This is a genomic window from Pararhizobium mangrovi (genome assembly GCF_006516965.1).
Classification (GTDB): domain Bacteria; phylum Pseudomonadota; class Alphaproteobacteria; order Rhizobiales; family Rhizobiaceae; genus Pararhizobium_B; species Pararhizobium_B mangrovi.
Window position 1 is genome coordinate 103,362 of the sequence record NZ_VHLH01000004.1, and the last position, 20,101, is coordinate 123,462.

Annotated in this window: 20 protein-coding genes; 8 read left to right on the forward strand and 12 right to left on the reverse strand. The window is 64.1% G+C overall.

Annotated features, from left to right (window positions below):
- Positions 1 to 64: 64 nt before the first annotated feature.
- The 4 genes from FJU11_RS03440 to FJU11_RS03455 form a co-directional block, all read right to left on the reverse strand.
- Positions 65 to 1,702 (reverse strand): ABC transporter ATP-binding protein, encoded by a 1,638-nt coding sequence (locus tag FJU11_RS03440; protein ID WP_141165627.1) that lies wholly within the window; start codon positions 1,700 to 1,702, stop codon positions 65 to 67.
- The gene (locus FJU11_RS03445) at positions 1,699 to 2,571 is read right to left on the reverse strand and encodes an ABC transporter permease (protein ID WP_141165628.1); all 873 of its coding nucleotides are present in this window, start codon (positions 2,569 to 2,571) and stop codon (positions 1,699 to 1,701) included. The genes FJU11_RS03440 and FJU11_RS03445 overlap by 4 nt, the downstream gene beginning before the upstream one ends.
- Positions 2,568 to 3,518 (reverse strand): ABC transporter permease, encoded by a 951-nt coding sequence (locus FJU11_RS03450; protein ID WP_141165629.1) that lies wholly within the window; start codon positions 3,516 to 3,518, stop codon positions 2,568 to 2,570. The genes FJU11_RS03445 and FJU11_RS03450 overlap by 4 nt, the downstream gene beginning before the upstream one ends.
- Before the next feature lie 168 nt (positions 3,519 to 3,686).
- A complete protein-coding gene (locus tag FJU11_RS03455; protein ID WP_141165630.1) occupies positions 3,687 to 5,168 on the reverse strand; it encodes an ABC transporter substrate-binding protein in 1,482 nt (493 codons plus the stop codon).
- Between the two features lie 230 nt (positions 5,169 to 5,398).
- Here FJU11_RS03455 and bglA point away from each other — a divergent pair, with 230 nt between their 5' ends.
- Positions 5,399 to 7,042, forward strand: coding sequence for a beta-galactosidase BglA (gene bglA / locus FJU11_RS03460; RefSeq protein WP_141165631.1), 1,644 nt, complete (start codon positions 5,399 to 5,401; stop codon positions 7,040 to 7,042).
- A gap of 30 nt (positions 7,043 to 7,072) precedes the next feature.
- Here the strand turns inward: bglA and ade are convergent, their stop codons facing one another.
- Both ade and FJU11_RS03470 read right to left on the reverse strand, forming a co-directional pair.
- Positions 7,073 to 8,785 carry an adenine deaminase gene (gene ade / locus FJU11_RS03465; RefSeq protein ID WP_141165632.1) on the reverse strand — a complete coding sequence of 571 codons (1,713 nt, stop codon included), beginning with the start codon at positions 8,783 to 8,785 and terminating at the stop codon, positions 7,073 to 7,075.
- Positions 8,786 to 8,823: 38 nt separating this feature from the next.
- Positions 8,824 to 9,582 (reverse strand): class II aldolase/adducin family protein, encoded by a 759-nt coding sequence (locus tag FJU11_RS03470; protein ID WP_141165633.1) that lies wholly within the window; start codon positions 9,580 to 9,582, stop codon positions 8,824 to 8,826.
- A 166-nt stretch (positions 9,583 to 9,748) separates the two neighbouring features.
- Here FJU11_RS03470 and FJU11_RS03475 point away from each other — a divergent pair, with 166 nt between their 5' ends.
- On the forward strand, positions 9,749 to 10,381 hold the full coding sequence (locus FJU11_RS03475; protein ID WP_141165634.1) for a TetR family transcriptional regulator C-terminal domain-containing protein: 633 nt from the start codon (positions 9,749 to 9,751) through the stop codon (positions 10,379 to 10,381).
- 10 nt (positions 10,382 to 10,391) lie between these two features.
- Here FJU11_RS03475 and FJU11_RS03480 read toward each other — a convergent pair whose 3' ends face one another.
- Entirely contained in the window at positions 10,392 to 11,105 is a 714-nt protein-coding gene (locus FJU11_RS03480; protein ID WP_141165635.1) for a glutathione S-transferase, read from the reverse strand.
- 155 nt (positions 11,106 to 11,260) lie between these two features.
- Here FJU11_RS03480 and FJU11_RS03485 point away from each other — a divergent pair, with 155 nt between their 5' ends.
- The 3 genes from FJU11_RS03485 (at position 11,261) to rirA (ending at position 13,389) form a co-directional block, all read left to right on the forward strand.
- The gene (locus tag FJU11_RS03485; RefSeq protein WP_235890796.1) at positions 11,261 to 12,370 is read left to right on the forward strand and encodes a histidine kinase dimerization/phosphoacceptor domain -containing protein; all 1,110 of its coding nucleotides are present in this window, start codon (positions 11,261 to 11,263) and stop codon (positions 12,368 to 12,370) included.
- 14 nt (positions 12,371 to 12,384) lie between these two features.
- On the forward strand, positions 12,385 to 12,807 hold the full coding sequence (locus FJU11_RS03490) for a response regulator (RefSeq protein ID WP_181408025.1): 423 nt from the start codon (positions 12,385 to 12,387) through the stop codon (positions 12,805 to 12,807).
- Positions 12,808 to 12,921: 114 nt separating this feature from the next.
- Positions 12,922 to 13,389 carry an iron-responsive transcriptional regulator RirA gene (gene rirA, locus FJU11_RS03495; protein WP_141165637.1) on the forward strand — a complete coding sequence of 156 codons (468 nt, stop codon included), beginning with the start codon at positions 12,922 to 12,924 and terminating at the stop codon, positions 13,387 to 13,389.
- A 128-nt stretch (positions 13,390 to 13,517) separates the two neighbouring features.
- On the opposite strand, the gene FJU11_RS03500 is transcribed toward rirA, so the two are convergent.
- The 5 genes from FJU11_RS03500 to FJU11_RS03520 all read right to left on the reverse strand — a co-directional run bounded on the left by FJU11_RS03500 (position 13,518) and on the right by FJU11_RS03520 (position 17,733).
- Entirely contained in the window at positions 13,518 to 13,838 is a 321-nt protein-coding gene (locus FJU11_RS03500; protein WP_141165742.1) for an ArsR/SmtB family transcription factor, read from the reverse strand.
- 157 nt (positions 13,839 to 13,995) lie between these two features.
- Positions 13,996 to 14,745 carry a HugZ family pyridoxamine 5'-phosphate oxidase gene (locus FJU11_RS03505; RefSeq protein WP_141165638.1) on the reverse strand — a complete coding sequence of 250 codons (750 nt, stop codon included), beginning with the start codon at positions 14,743 to 14,745 and terminating at the stop codon, positions 13,996 to 13,998.
- An 11-nt stretch (positions 14,746 to 14,756) separates the two neighbouring features.
- Positions 14,757 to 15,815: a choline ABC transporter ATP-binding protein gene (choV, locus tag FJU11_RS03510; RefSeq protein ID WP_141165639.1), complete on the reverse strand. Its 1,059-nt coding sequence runs from the start codon at positions 15,813 to 15,815 to the stop codon at positions 14,757 to 14,759.
- Positions 15,812 to 16,654 (reverse strand): choline ABC transporter permease subunit, encoded by an 843-nt coding sequence (choW, locus tag FJU11_RS03515; RefSeq protein ID WP_141165640.1) that lies wholly within the window; start codon positions 16,652 to 16,654, stop codon positions 15,812 to 15,814. The genes choV and choW overlap by 4 nt, the downstream gene beginning before the upstream one ends.
- Positions 16,655 to 16,791: 137 nt before the next feature.
- Positions 16,792 to 17,733 carry a choline ABC transporter substrate-binding protein gene (locus FJU11_RS03520; RefSeq protein ID WP_141165641.1) on the reverse strand — a complete coding sequence of 314 codons (942 nt, stop codon included), beginning with the start codon at positions 17,731 to 17,733 and terminating at the stop codon, positions 16,792 to 16,794.
- A gap of 121 nt (positions 17,734 to 17,854) precedes the next feature.
- On the opposite strand from FJU11_RS03520, the gene betI reads away from it, so the two are divergent.
- The 3 genes from betI to FJU11_RS03535 all read left to right on the forward strand — a co-directional run bounded on the left by betI (position 17,855) and on the right by FJU11_RS03535 (position 20,050).
- On the forward strand, positions 17,855 to 18,457 hold the full coding sequence (gene betI, locus FJU11_RS03525; RefSeq protein ID WP_141165642.1) for a choline-binding transcriptional repressor BetI: 603 nt from the start codon (positions 17,855 to 17,857) through the stop codon (positions 18,455 to 18,457).
- A 108-nt stretch (positions 18,458 to 18,565) separates the two neighbouring features.
- Positions 18,566 to 18,967 carry a c-type cytochrome gene (locus FJU11_RS03530; protein ID WP_141165643.1) on the forward strand — a complete coding sequence of 134 codons (402 nt, stop codon included), beginning with the start codon at positions 18,566 to 18,568 and terminating at the stop codon, positions 18,965 to 18,967.
- 78 nt (positions 18,968 to 19,045) lie between these two features.
- On the forward strand, positions 19,046 to 20,050 hold the full coding sequence (locus tag FJU11_RS03535) for a hypothetical protein (RefSeq protein ID WP_141165644.1): 1,005 nt from the start codon (positions 19,046 to 19,048) through the stop codon (positions 20,048 to 20,050).
- The last annotated feature ends 51 nt before the right edge of the window (positions 20,051 to 20,101 follow it).

Genomic DNA, 20,101 nt, shown 5'->3' on the forward strand with positions numbered 1-20,101 from the left:
CGGAGCGATCGGCATCTTCGCATGCGATGCCGGTGAAGTCGAAGGCGAAGCGCTCGCGCCGCGCTTACGGGGTGGCAGCCCGTTCGGCCTTCCTTCGCGATTTCGCGAGCTCACGTTCGATATCGGGTGTCGCCGCGATCAGGCTGCGCGTGTAGGCGTGGCGGGGCTCGGCGAAGACGCGTTCCGTCTCGCCTTCCTCGATGATGCGCCCGGCCTGCATGACGTAGATCCTGTCGGTGATCGCACGGACGACCGAAAGGTCGTGCGAGACGAAGAGATAGGCGATCGAGCGTCGCCTCGAAAGGTCGGCGAGCAGGTCCAGGATGCGCGAGCGGATCGAGACGTCGAGCGCCGAGACCGCTTCGTCGAGGACGATGATCTCCGGCTCGATGATCAGTGCACGCGCGATCGCGATGCGCTGGCGCTCGCCGCCGGAGAATTCGTGGATATAACGCTCCGCGTCGTCCGGTTGCAGGCCGACGTCGGCGAGAGCCGCGGCGATGCGTTCGCGTCGCTGCTTGCCGCGAGGGGCGTCGGCAAGCAGATGGAACGGCTCGCCGATGAGACGGGCGACCCGGTGGCGCGGATCGAAGGAGGCGTAGGGGTCCTGAAAGACGACCTGCACCTTTCGGCGAAGGGCCTGATCCGGCTTCGAACCCGCCGCATGAAACGGAAGGCCGCCGATCTCGATCGAGCCGGTGGTGAGGGGATCGAGCCCGAGAATGGTGCGCACGAGGGTGGACTTTCCGCAGCCCGATTCGCCGACGAGCCCGACATTCTCACCGCGGCGTAGCGCCATGGAAACATGATCGACGGCGCAGAAGCTCGCCGCAGGCGAGAACAGGGATCGCCGCGGCAAGGCGTAGTCGCGCACGACGCCCGAAACGGTGAGGATCTCGGCCGATGTCTCGAGTTGCCGCTTGCCGGCCGGCGCGCTGGTGGACGCTTCGAGGAGCGCCTTCGTATGGGGATGATGTGGCGTCGTAAAGAGGGTTTGCGTGCGGCCGTCTTCGACGATCGCACCGTTGCGCATGACGACGATCCGGTCCGCCATGCCGGCCATGACCGCAAGGTCGTGCGTGATGAGGACGAGGCCTGCGCCGTCCTCCGCGACGAGGCGTTTGAGAAGGGCGAGGATGTTCGCCTGCGTCGTGACGTCGAGTGCCGTCGTCGGCTCGTCGGCGATCAGAAGCTTCGGTTTCAGGACGATCGCCATGGCAATCACGACGCGCTGTCGCTGGCCGCCGGAAAGGTCGTGGGGGTAACGATCAAGCGAGAAGCGCTCCTCCGGCAGCCCGACCCGGTTCAGCGTCTCGCGGGCGATGTCGCGGGCTTCGCGCCTGCTCGCATCGGTGTGGATGCGTACCGTCTCGGCCACCTGATCGCCGATCGTGCGGACGGGGTTCAGCGCGGTCATCGGCTCCTGGAAGACCATGCCGATCTCCCGCCCGCGCACGGTGCACATCCGCGCTTCGTCGTACCCTTCGAGGGCTTTGCCATCGAGACGGATCGAGCCCGTCCATTGCGCTGTTTCCGGGAGGAGCTGCATGATCGCGTTCGCCGTCATGCTCTTGCCGGAACCCGATTCCCCGACGATGCCGAGCACCTCGCCTGCCTCGAGGGTAAGGCCCACGTCGCGGAGCACCGGCCGGTCGCCGATCGAAAGGTCGAGGTGCTCGACGGCAAGAAGCGGCTTGCTCATCGCGCCCGTCTCAGCCTCGGGTCGAGGATGTCGCGCAGCCCGTCGCCCATCAGGTTGAGGCCGAGAACGGTGCACACGATCGCCATGCCCGGAAAAATCGCGAGGTAAGGGGCGAAGGCGATCATCGTCTGCGAATCGGCGAGCATGCGGCCCCAACTCGGCAGCGGCGGTTGCGTGCCGAGGCCGACATAGGCGAGGCCGGCTTCGGCGAGGATGCCGAGCGAGAACTGGATGGTGGCCTGCACCACGAGGATGTTGGCGATGTTCGGCAGGATATGCTCCAGCGAGATCCGGGCAGCCTTCTTCCCCGCTACGCGCGCGGCCATGATGTAGTCCCGCGTCCATATGGAAAGGGCAGCGCCGCGCGAGAGGCGCGCGAAGACCGGGATATTGAAGATGCCGATCGCGACGATGGCGTTGACGGCGCCCGGACCGAAGATCGCCGTGATCATGATCGCCATGAGAAGGGCGGGGAAGGCGAAGACGAGATCGTTCGTACGCATGATGATCTCGTCGAGCAGCGAACCTCGCCGCGCCGCCGCGGCAAGGCCGAGCGGCACCCCTGCCGCCACACCGATCCCGACGGCGACCAGTGCCACGGCGATGGAGGCGCGCGCACCGACCATGACCATGGAAAAAACGTCGCGACCGAAATGATCCGTGCCGAACCAGTGCGCAGCCGAGGGTGGTTGCAGCTTGTCGGCGATGTTCATCGCGGTGACGTCGTAGGGCGTCCATGCGAACGAGACCACGGCGGCCAGGAGGAACACCGCACTGAGGGCAAAGCCGATCGCGAACGCCGGCGTGCGCACCGCTGCGGAAAGGAAGCCCGTGCGCTTCGGGCGCGTGCGATCGGCCGGGACGCTCATCGCCGACGCGTCCGCAACCGCGGATCCGCCGCCGCATAGGCGAGATCGGTCAGGAAGGTGACGAGAACGACCGCGAGCACCAGCAGGACGACGACCGACTGCACGACCACGAGGTCGCGCTGCGCGATCGCCTTGAAGACGAGCTGACCGAGGCCGGGCAGGTAGAAGACGTTCTCGATGATGATCGCGCCGGCGAGCAGGAACGAAAACTGCAGGCCGACGATCGTGAGCACCGGGATCAGCGCGTTGCGCAGCGCATGCCGCCGCAATGCCTGGCTTCGCGTCAGCCCCTTTGCGCGTGCCGTCCGCACGAAATCCTCGCCCAGCATATCGAGGAGCGAGGAGCGGAGCACGCGCGCGAGGATCGAAGCCTGGGGCAGGGCGAGGGCGATGGCCGGCAGGGTCAGCGCCTTCATGCAGGGGAAAAATCCGGCTTGCCATCCCGGAAACCCGCCGGCCGAAAACCAGTGCAGCGTGATCGAAAACAGAAGGACGAGCAGCATCGCGAACCAGAAGTTCGGAAGGGCGATGCCGAGCTGGGTCAGCCCCATGATCGAGACGTCGCGCGCCGAGTTGCGCCTGGAAGCCGACAGGACGCCCGCTGGAAACGCGACGAGGATGGAGAGCGAAAGCGCATAGAGCGCGAGCGGCAGCGAGATCCAGATGCGTTGGCCGATCAGCTGCGAAACGGGCACCTTGTAGGTGTAGCTGACACCGAAATTACCGCTGAGAAGCCCGCCGACCCAACTGGCGTAGCGCATGAGGATCGGCTGGTCGAGGCCAAGTTCGCGGTGCAGCGCGGCAACCGCCTGCGGGCTCGCATCGAGGCCGAGCATGACGCGCGCGGGATCGCCCGGCACGATGTTGGTCACGGCGAAGATGACGATGCTCGCCGCAACGAGCGTGAGGGCGAGCGAGACGAAGCGCTTGCACGCGAAGAGAAGCATGTCGAAACCCGCCGCGCCTCGCTCGGTGAAGGCGACCGCGTATGGCGATCGCTTATCCCAGGGGCCTGGAGCATTTTCCAGCCAGACTGACCCAGTCCGGCGTCGCGAACAATGCGCGAATCAAAGAGATGGCGTGCTGGACGCGATTCAATCGGGTCGCAGAGCGCTCTAGTTCCGCCAGTGCACCTCGGTCAAGTCGTTTGCCGGCGTGGGGGAGTTCTTCCATAACCCCATAAGGTTCTTTTTAGCGACGCCGAGCTTGGGCAGCTCGAACAGAAACGCGTTGACGTAATCCTCGGCGATTCGCTTCTGCGCTTGCTTCAGGAGTTCGGTGCGCTTTTCGGGATCCGTGGTTCGGTCGAGCTCGGCCATGATCTTCTTGAAGCGATCGGAGTGGTAATTGAAGTAGTAGTCGTCCCGCGCGTAGATGCCGATATCCATCGGCTCCGTATGCGAGACGATGGTCAGGTCGTAGTCCTTGTCCTTGAAGACGGTCTGCAGCCACTGCGCCCATTCGACGTTGACGATCTTCACGTCGATGCCGACCTGGCGAAGCTGCGCGGCGACGATCTCGCCGCCACGGCGCGCATAGGATGGCGGGGGAAGCTTCAGCGTCGTTTTGAAACCTTCCGGATAGCCGGCTTCGACGAGAAGCTTCTTCGAGAGCTGCGGGTCGTATTTCGAAAGGCCCGTAAGATCGATATAAGCCGGGTTCTGCGGCGCGAAGTGCGAGCCGATCGGCTTCCCGTATCCGAAATAGGCGCCGTTGATGATCGCCTCGCGATCGATCGCATGCGCGACGGCTTCTCGGACCTTCTTGTTCTTGAACGGCTTGCGACCGTTGTTCATCGCAAGGATCGTCTCACCCTCCGTCGACCCAACCATGACCTTGAACCGCGGGTCGCCCTGGAACTGCTGCAGGTTTTCCGGTGCCGGATAGTTCGGGTAGGCGTCGAGATCGCCCGACATCATGGCGCCGAACGCCGCGGTCGGGTCGGAGATGAACCGGAAGGTCACGGTTTCGAGCTTTGCCGGGTCACCCCAGTAATTCGCGTAGCGCTTGAGCGTGATGTGATCGCCGCGCACCCAGTCGTCGAACTCGAAAGGGCCGGTGCCGATCGGATGCGTCGCATCGCCGGCGGCCGTCTTTTCGGAAACGATCTGCGCGTCGCCCCATGCCATGTCGAACAGGAAGCTTCCGTCCGGTTGCGAAAGCGTGACCTTCGCGGTCAGCGGATCGACGACTTCGACCTTTGCGATATCGGTGAAGAGTTCCTTCTGCGCGTTGGCCGAGTCCTTTCCTCGGGCACGGTCGAGCGAGAACTTCACGTCGCTCGCCGTCATCTTCGAGCCGTCGTGGAAGGTCACGCCGTCATGCAGGTGGAAGGTGTAGACGAGACCATCCTTCGAGATGTCCCAGGAACGGGCAAGGTCCGGTTCGATCGAGCCGTCCTCGGCAAAGCGCGTCAGACCCTGGAAGATATTGGCGTAGGTGACCTCGTCGATGGCCGCAGCCGCACCCGTCGTCGGATCGAGCGTCGGCGGCTCGAGCGGCATGCCGATCGTCGCGCTCGTCGGGGCGGCAAACGCCGCCGGCGCTGTCGCAAGGCCGGCTCCGACAAGCACCAGAGCCATGATCGTTCGGGTCATTCGCACTGCCTGTTCCCCTTCTCCTTCTCCGGTCCGACTGGTGAATGCCCCGCAGCCATACCGTTCCGGCACGTTCTAGCCAAAGCGTGCCGGCAATGCGAGCCTATGCCCCGGAAAGGTTGGACTGCCGAAAAATCACGATGCCGTTTCGCTGCACGACGCCCGGTTGCATCGAAGGGCGCAGCCATGCCCTATAGGTCGGCGGATACGGAACAAAGGGGCATACCGGAATGAACGTCGACAATGCCGATTGGTGGCGCGGTGCGGTGATCTACCAGATCTATCCGCGATCGTTTCAGGACACGACGGGCGACGGGATCGGCGACCTCGCGGGGATCGCCGCACGGCTCCGCCATGCGGCCGATCTCGGCGCGGATGCCGTGTGGCTTTCGCCGTTCTTTCGCTCGCCGATGGACGACATGGGCTACGACGTTTCCGACTACTGCGCCGTCGAGCCGATGTTCGGCACGCTCGCCGATTTCGACTCCGTGGTCGAAAGGGCGCACGAACTCGGCCTGAAGGTCGTCATCGACCAGGTTCTCTCGCACACCTCCAGCAAGCACGCCTGGTTCGAGGAAAGCCGGGCCGGCCGCGACACTGCGAAGGCCGACTGGTACGTTTGGGCGGAGCCCAAGCCCGACGGTACGCCGCCCAACAACTGGCTTTCCATTTTCGGCGGACCCGCCTGGGAATGGGACGGCGTGCGCGGACAGTATTATCTGCACAATTTCCTCGCCTCGCAGCCCGACCTCAACTTTCACAATCCCGAGGTCCAGGACGCGATCCTCGAAACGGTTCGCTTCTGGCTCGAGCGCGGGGTGGACGGATTTCGCCTCGATACGGCGAACTTCTACTTCCACGACGCGGAACTGAGGGACAATCCGCCGCCTCCCGCCGGCGAGGACGCCGTCGCCACTCTCGGCGACGCGCGCACCAACCCTTACGATTTTCAGGACCATATTTACGACAAGACCCGGCCGGAAAATCTCGATTTCCTGCGCCGGTTCCGTTCGCTGCTCGACAGCTACGAAGGCCGCACCTCCGTCGGCGAGGTCAGCGACGGCGCGCGTTCCCTGCAGACGGTCGCGCGCTATACCGCAGGCAGCGACAAGCTGCACATGTGCTACACCTTCGACCTGCTGACGGGTCCGTTCAGCGCGGCGCACTTCCGCCGCGCCGTCGAGAACTTCAAGGCCGAAAGCCGGGACGGCTGGGTGTGCTGGTCGCTGTCGAATCACGACGTCGTTCGCCACGTCACGCGCTGGGCCGGGGACGGGGAGGGGACCGATCCGCTCGCCCGCTTCGGTGCGGCCCTCGTCGCGACGCTCGAAGGGTCGATCTGCCTCTATCAGGGCGAGGAACTCGGGCTCGGCGAGGCGGAACTCGCATTCGAAGATCTGACGGACCCTTACGGCATCCGTTTCTGGCCGGCCTACAAGGGGCGTGACGGCTGCCGCACGCCGATGGTCTGGGAGAAGAATGCGCAGAACGCGGGCTTTTCGAAAGCCGAGCGTACGTGGCTACCGGTTCCCGAAGCGCATCGCCTGCGCGCGGTCGATACGCAGGAAGAGGTCGAGGGTTCCATTCTCGAACATTACCGCGCGGTGCTTTCGTTTCGTCGGCGGCATCCGGTCCTGAAGACCGGAACGACCCGGTTTCTGACCTCCGACGACGATATTCTCGCCTTCGTCCGCGAAGGGGACGGAGAACGTCTGCTCTTCGCCTTCAACTTCGCGCGCCGGCCGGCCGAATGGCGCCTGCCCGATGGTCTGACGATCGGGGAACCCGTCGCGATGCCCGGTTTCGCGCCAGCGATCGAGGACAACCGCGTTCGCCTCGGCGGGCTCGACGTGTTCTGCGCAAGGCTCGGCTGAGGAGCCGAAGTCCGACGGCAAGGTCTCGTGTCAGTGCAAGGCGGCAGGCTCGACCAGTGCGAAGCGGTCGACGTCCACGAGCCCGCGATCGCTGAGCTTCAGATGCGGGATCACGGGCAGCGGTAAAAAGGCGAGCTGCAGGAAGGGTTCGTCCAGCGTCACGCCGAGGGAGTGGGCCGCCTCGCGCAATCGCTCGAGCCGGGCGCGCACGCTCGCATGGGGTTCCTCGCTCATCAGCCCGGCGATCGGCAACGCGATCTCGGCCGCGACTTTGCCGCCGTCCACGACGACGATGCCGCCCTCGAGGTCGCGCAGCCGGTTGACCGCCACCGCCATTTCGGCGCGGTCGAGGCCGACCACACCGATATTGTGGCTATCGTGGCCGATCGAACAGGCGATCGCGCCGCGGGCGAGCCCGAAGCCCTGGACGAAGGCGTTCGCGACATTGCCGTTCTTTCCATGCCGCTCGACGACCGAAAGGCGCACGATATCGGCCTGCGGGTCGGGCAGGGCCTCGCCGCCGGCCTCGGGCAAACGATGGCGGCGATGTTCGGTAATGATCTTGCCGGGCAGAATGCCGATGACGGACGTCTCGCCCCGCGAGGGTCTCGCCACGAAGGCGTCCGCTTCGAGAACGGGCACGCGAACGCTCGCCCGCCCGACGACCGGCACCGGACGGCGCGTATCGAAGAGCGCATCGGTCACCCTACGCCCGGCGGAGAAAACCATCTCCGCGTTGCAGCCTTCCAGGCTGTCGAGCACGACGAGGTCCGCGCGCCAGCCCGGCGCGACGAGGCCGCGATCCATCAGGCCGAAGGCGCGTGCGCCGGAAATCGTCGCGGCGCGGTAGATCGCCAGCGGCTCGACGCCGTTTTCGATGGCGTGCCGGATCATGTAGTCGAGATGGCCGTGCTCTGCGATGTCGAGCGGGTTGCGATCGTCCGTACACAGCGCCAAAAAGGGCGAATGCCGCTCGGTGATGATGGGCAGCAGCGCGTCGAGATCCTTCGAGACCGAACCCTCGCGCACCAGCACGCGAACGCCCTTGCGAAGCTTTTCGAGCGCCTCGTCGGCGCTCGTCGCCTCGTGTTCGGTGCGAATGCCGGCTGCGAGGTAGCCGTTCAGCCCGTGACCGCGAAGCAGCGGCGCGTGCCCGTCTATATGACCGCCGCGGAACGCTTCGAGCTTCGCCATGCAACCGGGATCGCGCGCGAGCACGCCGGGAAAGTTCATGAACTCGGCAAGCCCGATGACCTTCGCGTGGTCGCGAAAGGGCAGGAGATCGTCGATCGACAGGGCCGCGCCCGAGGTTTCGAGGTCCGTCGCGGGCACGCAGCTCGAAAGCTGCACCCGCAAGTCCATGATCGTCTCGTCGGCCGCGGCGAGGAAATACCGTATGCCTTCCGCGCCGAGAACGTTGGCGATCTCGTGCGGATCGCAGATCGCGGTGGTGATGCCGCGCGGCAGCACGCAACGGTCGAACTCGTGGGGCGTGAGAAGCGAGGATTCGACGTGCAGGTGCGTATCGATGAAGCCCGGCACGATCACCTTGCCGGCGACGTCGATCTCGCGCGTCGCGTCGTAGGTCTCGTAAGTACCGACGATCGTCTCACCGCAGATCGCAACGTCGCTCTCGACGAGATCGCCGGTGACGAGATCGAAGACGCGGCCGCCCTTCAGCACGAGATCGGCCTTCGCCGCGCCGCTTCCCTGTTCGATCCGCTTTGCGAGGCTGTCCGTCATCGTCTTTGCTTCCATCGTCTGCGCGCGTTCGCTTGTACCTATTCCGCGTAATCCGGCGCTTCGCGGTCGAGGATGCGCTTCATCTCTTCGAAATGGGCGAACTGCTGTTCGCGGTCGGCATCCCATTCGGCAGCCGTCATCTCGGCCGTCTCGTGGTCGAGGACGGAAAGCGGCCGGCCGGTCGAATAGGCGAGCACCGTGGTTCGGGCGGCGCGCTCCAGAAAATACATCGCGTCGTAAGCCTCGGCGACGGTCTCCCCGACCGTGCTGACACCGTGGTTGCCCATCATCACCACGCGATGATTGCCGAAGGTGGCGGCAATGCGCTCGCCTTCCTCGCCATCCGTCGCGATACCGCCATAGGAAAGGTCGATCGCCATGCGGTTGTAAAAACGCGCCGTGACCTGATCGATCGGATAGATCGTCGGGTCCTTCAGCGTCGCAAGCGTCGTCGCGTAGGGGGGATGCAGATGGAGCGCCACGCGGGCGTGCGGCACGGAGCGATGGATCGCCGAATGGATCGACCATGCCGTGGGATCGGGCGCGTCCTCGCCCTCCATGGTCGCCGGATCGTCGGCATCGACGAGGATGAGGTCGCTCGCCCTGATCGACGAGAAATGCTTCCAGCGCGGATTGACGAGGAAGCGCTTGCCGTCCGGCGACACGGACGCCGAGAAATGGTTGGCGACGCTTTCGTGCCAATCGGCCCGTGCGGCCAAGCGAAAAGCCGCCGCCAGATCGATGCGAAGCTGCTTTTCCTCGCTTTCGGCAAAGCGGACGACGTTGGATTCGGCCATGGTTGCGTTCCTCGACAGGTAACAGTTCGATCTCTTCGCGTTGCCCGAAGCTCGAAGAGGGCGGGCGCGGCGGCTTCTTTTATCCCAAAGCCTATGCTACGCAAATTCTTGATCGGTCGATCAAAGCGCGGCGTCGCGATTCATCGTTCGGGGCGAGGGGAACAGGATGAACGAGACGACCGGCCGTCGGGCGTGCGGGACCCGCATCCAGCGCGCCAACCGCGAACGTATCCTGGACGCCGGCCTCGAGATCTTCTCCCGTTACGGCTTCAAGGGCTCGACGATCGACCAGATCGCCGCGAAGGCCGGCATGTCGAAGCCGAACCTCCTCTATTACTTCCGGCGCAAGGGCGAGGTCTACGATGCCGTGCTCGGCGACCTGCTCAGTCTCTGGCTCGATCCGCTGCGCGAAATGCGCGCCGAAGGCGAGCCGCTGGACGAAATCCGGCGATACGTCTTCCGCAAGCTCGAGATTTCACGCGACCGTCCCCGGGAAAGCCGGCTTTTCGCCAACGAGATGCTGACGGGCGCGCCGCGCATACACGGGTTGCTCGCGGGCGAACTCAAGACGCTCGTCGACGAGAAGGCCAGCGTGATGCGTGGATGGATCGAAAACGGCACGCTTGCGCCGGTGGACCCGTACCACCTCATCTTTTCGGTCTGGGCGACGACCCAGCACTATGCCGATTTCGACGTTCAGGTTCGCGCCGTGCTCGGCGGCGGAAAGGAAGAGGAGCGCTTCCACGACGCAGCGGCCTTCCTTGCGAGGCTCTATACGTACGGCCTCGCGCCCGGGTGAAGACGACGGCTCAGCGGGAACCGTCGAGTTCGGGGTAATGCCGGAAGATGCCCATCGTGTTGAATGCGATCCGGCGCTCGCTTTTCAGGTAGGCTGCGATGTTTTCGCGTTCGCTGACGCGCTGCGCCAGCGCAAGCACATTCGGATATGCGCCTTCGAGCGCGGTCATGCGTTCGGGAAAGGCGTAGCGCAAGCCGGCGACGATCTGGAAGAGGGAAAGGTCGGCATAGGTCGTCGTCGTGCCGACGAGGTATTCCGGCCCGGAAGGATTGCGCTCGAGCACGCTCTCCATCCAGCCGAGGAACTTCGGCAGTCGCTCGGAGCGGAACTCTTCGGCACGCCGTGCCGATTCGTCCTTCTGGTCCTCGTAATAACGACCGATACCGAGCGGATGATGGACGTCGTGGGCTTCGTCCACGAGATCGGCGATGGTCAGTTGGACCTGATGCGTCCACAAGCGAGGGCGTTCGTCGTCCGGGGCCAGACCAAGCCTCGGCCCGAGATAAAAGAGCGCTGCTGCCGTCTGGCCGACGATCACGTCTTCGTCGCGTATGAATGGCGGAGCGAAAGGCGGGGTGCTGCTCTCCTCCATGAGTGCGCTGACCGCTCCGTCGCCGTCGATCCGTGCGACGTCGCGATAGTCGGCGCCGGCATCTTCGAGGGCGAGCCGAACGAATTCGCCGCGTCCCTGGATGGGCGACCAGTAGAAGAGTTCGTATGCCATGGCCGGTCAATGTCCGGGTGCCGTCTTCGTTCCCCTTCGGCACGCTTGTCGCACGCTTGTGTGACCGGCTTTCTTGAACATGGAGAACATGCAACAATATTAGCAACGGTGGGGTCGCCGACGTGGGGTCGGCATCGACAATCAGGAGCAGTTATTTGGACGAGTCGGATCCAGTACGGCTGACGGATCGCCTGAATGCGGAACAGGGGGCAGGGGATCCTTTCGCAGCGGCGGTGCGCGCAACCCGCATGCCGATGATCATTACCGATCCCCGGCAGGACGACAACCCGATCGTCTTCGTCAACGACGCGTTTTGTCGTCTGACGGGATATACGCGGGAAGAAAGTCTCGGGAACAACTGTCGTTTCCTTCAGGGCGAGAAAACCGATCGCGAGGCAGTCTCGGCGATTCGACAGGCAGTCGAATCGCTCGAGGACATCTCCATCGAACTCCTGAACTATACAAAGGACGGCACCGCCTTCTGGAACGCGCTCTACCTCAGCCCCGTGGCCACGGAAGGCGGCGAGGTGCAGTTCTTCTTTTCCTCCCAGCTCGACGTGACGGCCGACCGCGAACGCGAACGCCAGGCGCTCGAAGACCGGGATGCGCTCGAGGACGCGGTGCGCGAACGCACGGCCGAACTCGAAGCGGCACTCGAACAGAAGACGCTGCTTCTCCACGAGGTCGATCATCGCGTGAAGAACAATCTGCAGATGATCTCGGCGATGATCCGTAGCCAGGCGCGTTTTTCCAAGGACGCAGCCGCCAAGGAGGCGCTGCGCACGACGCTTTCGCGCGTCGAGACGCTCGGCATCGTCCATCGCCGCCTTTACGAAAGCAGTGATGTCGCGAGCTTCGACCTGTCCGAGTTCATCCGGGAGACGGCAAAGGAACTCGTCGATTCGCGCGACAGCGGCATCGAGCTCGTGCTCGAGCTCGTTCCCGTCGAGGTACCGGCGCGCGCGGCGTCGCCCCTTTCGCTCCTTCTGAACGAGATCATCACCAACGCCATGCAGCACGCCTTCGCCGAAGATGCCGGCGGCACCATCGCGGTGCGCACGAGCCAGGACGGCGAAAACTGCATTCTCGCGATCGAGGACAACGGCAAGGGCTTCGAGAGCGGCACGGTGTGGGAACATTCTTTCGGCCGACGGCTTATCGACTCGTTGGTAAGGCAGATCGGTGGGTATCTCGAATGGAGCGATGCAAAACCGGGAACGCGAGCGACCATTACCTTTCCGTCGCAAGATCCGATGGCCCGGTAAGCGCGTTGCGCCCCATGCGTATCCTCATCGTCGAAGACGAGGGGCTGATCGCGATGGAAATCGAGGACACCGTCGTCGAGCTCGGCCACGATGTCGTCGGCTGGGAGGCGAGCGCGGACAGCGCGATCGCTTCCTTCGACGCGCACCTCCCAGATCTCATCCTCCTCGATATCGAACTGCTTCAGTCCTCCGGTCTCGAGGTCGCGCGCCATGTCCAACGCGCGACGAAGTCGCGTTTCGTCTTCCTGACGGCCAATCCCGCCAAGCTCGAAGGCGAATTCTTCGGCGCCATCGGCGTCATGTCCAAGCCGTTCACCTCCGAATCGCTGAAGGCGAGCCTGCACTACCTGCACGAGGGCGTGTGCGACCCACCGCCCAAGCGCGGACTGCCGCACGGCCTTCGTCTCGGGCCGGACTACAATGCCATATGGGCCTGAGGATACGCCGCGGCTCCCGTCGACGATAATCGGCGAGACGTTCCAGAAAGCGTTTTAATTCTCTTTGGAATTGTTCTAAGTTCGAGCCGACCGAACGCGCAAAGGCTTCAACCCATGCGGCTTACCAAGCAGACGAACTACGCCATCCGGATGATGATGTATTGCGGCGCCAACTGCGAAGGGCGGCTTGCTCGCGTTCAGGATATCGCCGGGGCATATGGCGTTTCGGAGCTCTTTCTCTTCAAGGTGTTGCAGCCGCTCGTCGAAGCCAAGCTGATGGTAAGCGTGCGCGGGCGGAAGGGTGGTGTGCGCCTTGCCAAACCGGCTGGCGAAATCACGCTCTACGAGGTCGTTCGCGTGACCGAGGAAAGCTTCGCCATGGCGGAATGCTTCGAGGCCGGCGAGGTCGATTGTCCGCTCGTCGACAGCTGCGCGTTGAACGGCGCGTTCTACGAGGCGCTGAACGCTTTCTTTTCTGTGCTGCAGCGGTACACGATAGAGGACCTGGTGGCGTCCCGTCCGCAGATGCGTCGCCTTCTCGGCATGATGGACCTCGACAACCAGGCGGCCGGTACGGCTTGATCTCGCCGGTCGTCCAACCGTTCATGCTTGTTCTTTAGCGAACATCAATGCGCGCGGCGGCGGGAATTTCTTCCGCACCGTCGGCCCATGCGTTTTGGGTAAACTCCAGACCTGGCGCGTGCGACGCATCAGGCGGCGGCGTGCTGGCCGCGGCGTTCGTGCGTGAAGATCGTGTCGAGCGTCTTGAGGAGCGTTACCACGTCGTCCGACGCGATCGAATAGTAGATGGTCTGCGCATCACGCCGCGTCTTGACGAGGTCGCGCGCGCGAAGCTTCGCCAGATGTTGAGACAGGGCGGACTGGCTAAGACCGACCGCTTCTGCCAGCGCCCCAACGGCCATTTCTTCGCTTTGAAGATGGCACAAAATCATCAATCGCTTGGCGTTTGAGACAGCCGATAAAAAGGCCGAGGCTTCCTCCGACCGGTCCACTAGTTTCGTTTTGTCCATGGCCACATTTGCTTCTTTTTTTCCGACGGCGGCGACACTTTCACCTAAAAGGGAACGGAGCCGACCGTCCATGTACCTGCGGTAGTGAATGGCGTTCTCCGCAGTATTTTGCGCACGGCACCGATGGATTCGTGCGAGACGGTACTTACTGCGACATTCAGTCGCTCCCTTCGAGCATTGTTACCAGTTTCACACGTAGTTCATCTGATCTTAGAAGAACTTCGTCGAATTCGACCCTTGCAAGCCGGTCTCTGGCTTGGAGGTCAAATCCGGCAGCATCAAGGCCGCAGAAGCGCCAGTTTGCGGGCTTTTCACCGGCGTAGCGCGCGGCATAAACACGTGCCGCGTCTGCATGGTCGGCATTCATATGCTCGACGGCCGCAGCCTCCATCGCCGCAATGGCATCGATCGCAGGTGAACGAATACTTAGGGCGTCGCCGCCGATCTGGTAGGCCCGCCCGAATCCGCCGTTGAGACGGGCGTCGATCGGCACGAATCGGACAAACGTAAAGTCGGGCAAATCGATGTAGAGAGCGGACTTTTCATGTCGGCGAAGGAAGCGCGCGCGCAGGAGCACATGCGCCGGACTTTCCGTCGGCACGCTTTCGGCCTGGCAACGCACGGAAAGACGGGGATGGGCGAGCGGATCGCCCTTCTTCGGTTCGCCGGCAAGGATGCTTGCCCGGCCGTCTGCGCTCAGGGCCCGGGTGTGCGGGGCGAGCGCGGAAACCAGCGTGACCGGCACGCCGTCGACATCGGTGCCGAGAAGGACGCGGCTTGCCAGAGGAAAGCCCGTCTGCGGGTCGGCGACCGCGAGCGCGCCGAAGCGGGCCCCACGCAAGAGGACGCGTGCCTGATGGACTGCCTGCGCATCCGTCTCGCGAAGACCGTCCCCCGGAGGCACCATGGCCGTTTTCCTTAGTCCTTTCGGGAACGCCGGTGCCGCGTCAGGCCCGCAACGACCTCCGATGCGCCGATCGTGCCGACGATGGAGCCGTTGTCGACGACGCCGATCCGGCCGGGCCGATCGGTCAATGCATCGAGGATCTCGACGAGCGGGGTCTGCGGCTTGACGGTCGCGGAAAGGTTTCCGTCGGCGTCCTCCCGGCTCGGCGAGCCCTTTCGCATGACATCGGATGCCGAGAGCACGCGCATCGGGTTCATGTCGGCCACGAAGTCGCGCACGTAGTCGTCGGCCGGGTTCTGGACGATGTCATGCGGCGTGCCGCACTGGACGATGCGCCCGCCCTCCATGATGGCAATGCGATTGCCGATCCTGAACGCCTCGTCGAGGTCGTGGCTGACGAAGATGATCGTCTTCTTCAAACGCTCCTGGAATTCCAGGAGATCGCCCTGAAGACGCGTGCGGATCAGCGGATCGAGGGCGGAGAAGGGCTCGTCCATGAGCAGGATCGGCGCGCCCGTGGCAAAGGCGCGGGCGAGGCCGACACGCTGCTGCATGCCGCCCGACAGTTCACCGACGCGCCGGTTCCCCCATTGCGTCAGCCCGACGAGGTCGAGTTGCTCGTCGATGCGCTTGCGCCGCTCGGCCTCGCGCATGCCGGCAAGCTCCAGCCCGAAACCGACATTGGAGGATACGGTTCGCCACGGCAGCAGGGCGAACTGCTGGAAGACCATGGAAACGTGATCCGAACGAAGGTCGCGCAGCTTGCGCTTTGGACAGTCGTAGGGGTTGATCGTTTCCTCGCCGCACTTCACAGACACCCAGCCGCGGCGCACCGGCGCCAGCCCGTTGACGGCGCGAAGCAGCGTCGACTTTCCCGACCCCGAAAGCCCCATGAGAACGAGGGTCTCGCCCTCATGAACTTCGAGCGAAGCGCCGGCGACGCCCAGAACCTGGTTCGTCTCCTTGCTGATCTCGTCGCGTGTGGCACCGCGGTCGATGAGTGGCAGGGCCTTCTTCGGCTGTTCGCCGAAGACGATGTCGACCGCGTCGAAGGTGACGGCAGTGGTCATGAGCGATCTCCACCAGGAACACGCAGGAAGCGGTCGAGCACGATGGCGAGGATGACGATGCAAAGGCCCGATTCGAAACCCTTTGCGACGTTCATCGAGGAAAGCGCGCGCAGCACCGGCACGCCGAGCCCATCGGCCCCGACCAGCGCCGCGATGACGACCATCGACAGCGACAGCATGATCGCCTGCGTCAGCCCGGCCATGATCTGCGGGAGCGCGTAGGGCAGTTCGATCTTGGTGAGGATCTGCCACGAGGTGGCTCCGAAGGCGGAGGCCGCCTCGGTCAACGCCGGCGGCGTCGATGCGATGCCGAGCCGCGTCAGGCGCACCGGCGCGGGAATGGCGAAGACGACCGTCGCGACGAGTCCCGGCACCATGCCGAGCCCGAAGAGGATGAGGGCCGGAATCAGGTAGACGAAGGGCGGAATGGTCTGCATCAGGTCGAGGATGGGGCGAACGATCGCATAGACCACCGAACTGTGCGCGGCGGCGATACCGAGCGGCACCCCGACGATCATGCAGACGAGCGTGGCCGCCAGCACGAGCGAAAGCGTCTGCGTCGTTTCTTCCCAATAGCCGAGATTGACGATGAGCAGCAGACCGAGCGCGGAGAAGAACGCGATGAGGATCGACCGGCGCACGGCAAACGACAGTGCGGTGATCGCTGCGATGACGATGAAGGGGTGGGGGGTGTCCAGCACCCAGAGAATGCCGCTGATGATGCTCGAAAGCACGCTCGACAGCCAGTTGAAGAACCAGTTGAGATTGGACGTCAGCCAATCGACGGCGGCGTTGGCGCCTTCGCCGATGGGCAGCGGATGTTGCGTAAGCCAGTTCAAGTCGATGGTCCTGCGTTGTTGGCGTTGTCGCGGCCTTTAGAGCCTTTCGGCGTCCAGCGTCGCGAATCGGCCCGGAAAGCGAAAACGGGCGGGCCGCGTACGGTCCGCCCGTCGAATTCGAAAGCGATAGGCGGACCCTAGACGCCGAGCGCCTTCTTGACGGCGGGCAGGGCAGGCTTGCCGTCGACCGTCGTCACGCCCTTCAGCCATTCGTCGAGAACGCTCGGGTTCTTCTTCAACCACGCCTGGGCAGCCTTCTGGCCGTCCATGTTGTCGTCGAGGATGGAGCCCATAATCTGGTTTTCCATCTTCAGCGAGAATTGCAGGTTCTTGAGCAGCGTGCCGACATTCGCGCACTTGCTCACGTAGCCTGCGCGCGTGTTCGTGTAGACCGTGGCGCCGCCGTAGTTCGGGCCGAAGACGTCGTCACCGCCGGAAAGGTAGGTAAGGTCGTAATTGGTGTTCATCGGATGGGGTTCCCAACCGAGGAAGACGATCGGCTTGTCGGCGTTGCTCGCCCGCTTGACCTGCGAAAGCATGCCCTGCTCGGACGATTCGACGAGATGGAACTTGCCCAGGTCGAACTTGTCGTCGTTGATCATCTTGATGATCAGCGCGTTGCCGTCGTTGCCGGGCTCGATGCCGTAGACCTTGTCGTCGAGCGCGTCGGCGTGCTTGGCGACGTCGGAGAAGCTCTTGATGCCGAGCTTGGCGCCGGCCGCGTTCGTCGCGAGCGTGTACTTCGCACCCGTCAGGTTGGCGCGCACCACGTCGACGTCGCCCGCCTTCTTCAGCGGCTCGATGTTCGACTTCATCGTCGGCATCCAGTTGCCCAGGAAGACGTCGATGTCGTTGTTCTTCATGGACTGGTAGGTCACGGGCACCGAAAGGATCTTCGTGTCCGTCTTGTAGCCGATGTCCTGGAGAATCAAGGTCGTCACGGCGGTCGTTGCCGTGATATCGGTCCAGCCGACATCGGAAAAGCGCACCGTCTTGCAGCTGTCCGGAACATCGGCGAAAGCGGAGGCGCTGCCAAGCGCAATAAGGGCCGTCAACGCGGCGGCGATCGTCTTTCTCATGGCAAACTCCCTGTCGGTTTTGTCCGTCGGCCCCAATGGCGCCACATCCTGACGGATATTGCAAGGGTATATTGAATGGGTGTTCAATAAACGCATATTGGTCCGGTTCTGGAGATCACGCATGCCGAAGCTGGGAATGGAATCGGTCCGCCGGCGTTCGCTGGTCGAGGCGACGATCTCCGCGATTCACACGCGCGGCTCGATGGACGTCACCATGCGCGAGATCGCCACGCGGGCAGGCGTCTCGCTCGGTCTCGCCCACCACTATTTCGCCAACAAGGACGACCTCCTGACCTCGGCCATGCGGGCGATCATGACCGATTACCGGACGCAGGTCGGCGAAGCTCTGGCCGGCGCCGACGGTCCGCACGAGCGTGTGCGTGCCATCATCCGTGCGAGCCTCGCGCAGGATCAGTTCAACCCGGAAGTCGTCTCGGCATGGCTCGTCTTCTATGCCCATGCCCATCGTTCGCCGCGGGCCCGGCGTATCCTTTCGATCTACACGCGCCGCCTTCACAGCAACCTGTGCCACGAGCTTCGCCAGCTCGTCGGCGAGCGGGCCGACGGCGTCGCAGCGGGCCTCGCCGCGCTGATCGACGGTCTTTACGTACGGGAAGGCCTCGGCACGGCGCGCATGGCCGATTCGGACGCTTATCGGCTCCTCGATAGCTATGTGTCGCTACAGATCGCCGCCGGCCCGGCGAAGACGGCTTCGGCGGCGTAAGGAAAGCCCGGTATTTCGGGAGTTCGCGAGTTGACGCTCGCCGCTGCCGACGGAACAATCGCGCGAGAGCGATTCTCGCCGGTTCGCCTCTGAACGAAGGTTTCGCAAATGTCGTACGTCTCGCGTTCAGCCGTCCTTCTTGCCGCCGGTATCGCCGTCATCGTCGGCGGCGCGCCGAGTTTCGGTGCGGACCGCGCGGAAATGGGCGCGAAGGTCTTCGCGAACGAGTGCAGCCTGTGTCATTCGCTCCAAAAGGGCGAGATGCGGGTCGGGCCGCCGCTCGACGGCGTCGTCGGTCGACCGATCGCGAGCGTTCAGGGCTACGGCTATTCGCAGGCCCTCGAGGACTACGGCAAGGGCAAGGTCTGGACCGAGGACCGTCTCGATACCTTTCTCGCGAACCCGGTGAAGACGGTGCCCGGCACACGCATGGCCTATCGAGGCCTCGGCGACCAGAAGGCGCGAACCGACCTCATCACCTATCTGAAGGAAGGATCCGATGGCGGGTGAGGTCGATACACCGCCGTCGACGACGGCCCTGTGGGAGATGCCCTCGTGATCGGTTCGCTTTCGCGAAGCAAGCCAGGCATGCCACGGCTCGACGAGCCTCTGCTGGCGCTTGCGAGCCGGCTCGGGGCGATGGATGCGCTGCTCGCCGATGTCCACGCGGTTCACCTCCACGATGCGGGGGGCGGGAACCCGGAAGCAACGGGCGCTTCGATCGGCGACGTGCCTTCGGGCTGGGTGATCGCACGCATTGATTCGCTGCTCGAAGGCTTCGTCGTTCTACTCGTGCAGCTTGCCGACGAAATCGATGCGGTTCGCGAGGAGTGGGATGCGTTTCGCACCGAAGAGGAGGAATCGGGCCGTGGGCGGTTCTTCCCACGAGGCTGGTGGTCCGGCGGTTCGGTGACGCGGCGCAACGCGCTCGGCATGCGCTTTTCGCATCTTCTCGGCGTCTGCGATGGCGTGGACGTGCTGCATGCCGGCGCGACCCGGCTCCTCGAAATTGCGTGCCTGCGCGCCGAACGCGCCTCGAAGGCGACGACGCGGCGCACGCTCGCCATCCTCGAGGAGATCCGGGAGACGCAGGAGGAACTGCGCGCACTCGACGCCACGCTCGACCACGCGGAGGCGAGCTTTCCCGTTGCCGCCGATGCCGATTCGGCCGCGAAGCTCGGTCTCGACCATGCCGAACACCGCCAGCACCGCGAGGCGCTGACCGTCGGGCAGGCGGGGCGACGCAACCACCTCGAGGACTGGCGCAAGCAGGGAAGCCGCATCCGCCACGATCTCGACGGACTTCTGGCGGCGCGCGGCACCCTTCGTCTCGTCGGAGAGAAGGCGAAGGTGGAAACGGAGCGCCTCGTCATGTTCGCTTCCGCGCTTGCAGACGACCGCACGGCCGATGGCTCCGATACGGTTCCCGTCGAGATGGACGAGCGACGCGAGGGCACGGTTCGCGACCTCATGCGCGCACGCAGCGACGGCCTTCTCTCCATGCCCGAATGCATGGAACGCAAGGCCTGGGTTGACGCTGCGCTCGACACGCATTTTTCGGGAATCGTCTCTGCCAGGCCGGAAAACGACTAGACGCCGGCAGATCAGGGTCGGGCGTCTGCACGTTGCATGCTGCGGCAGTAC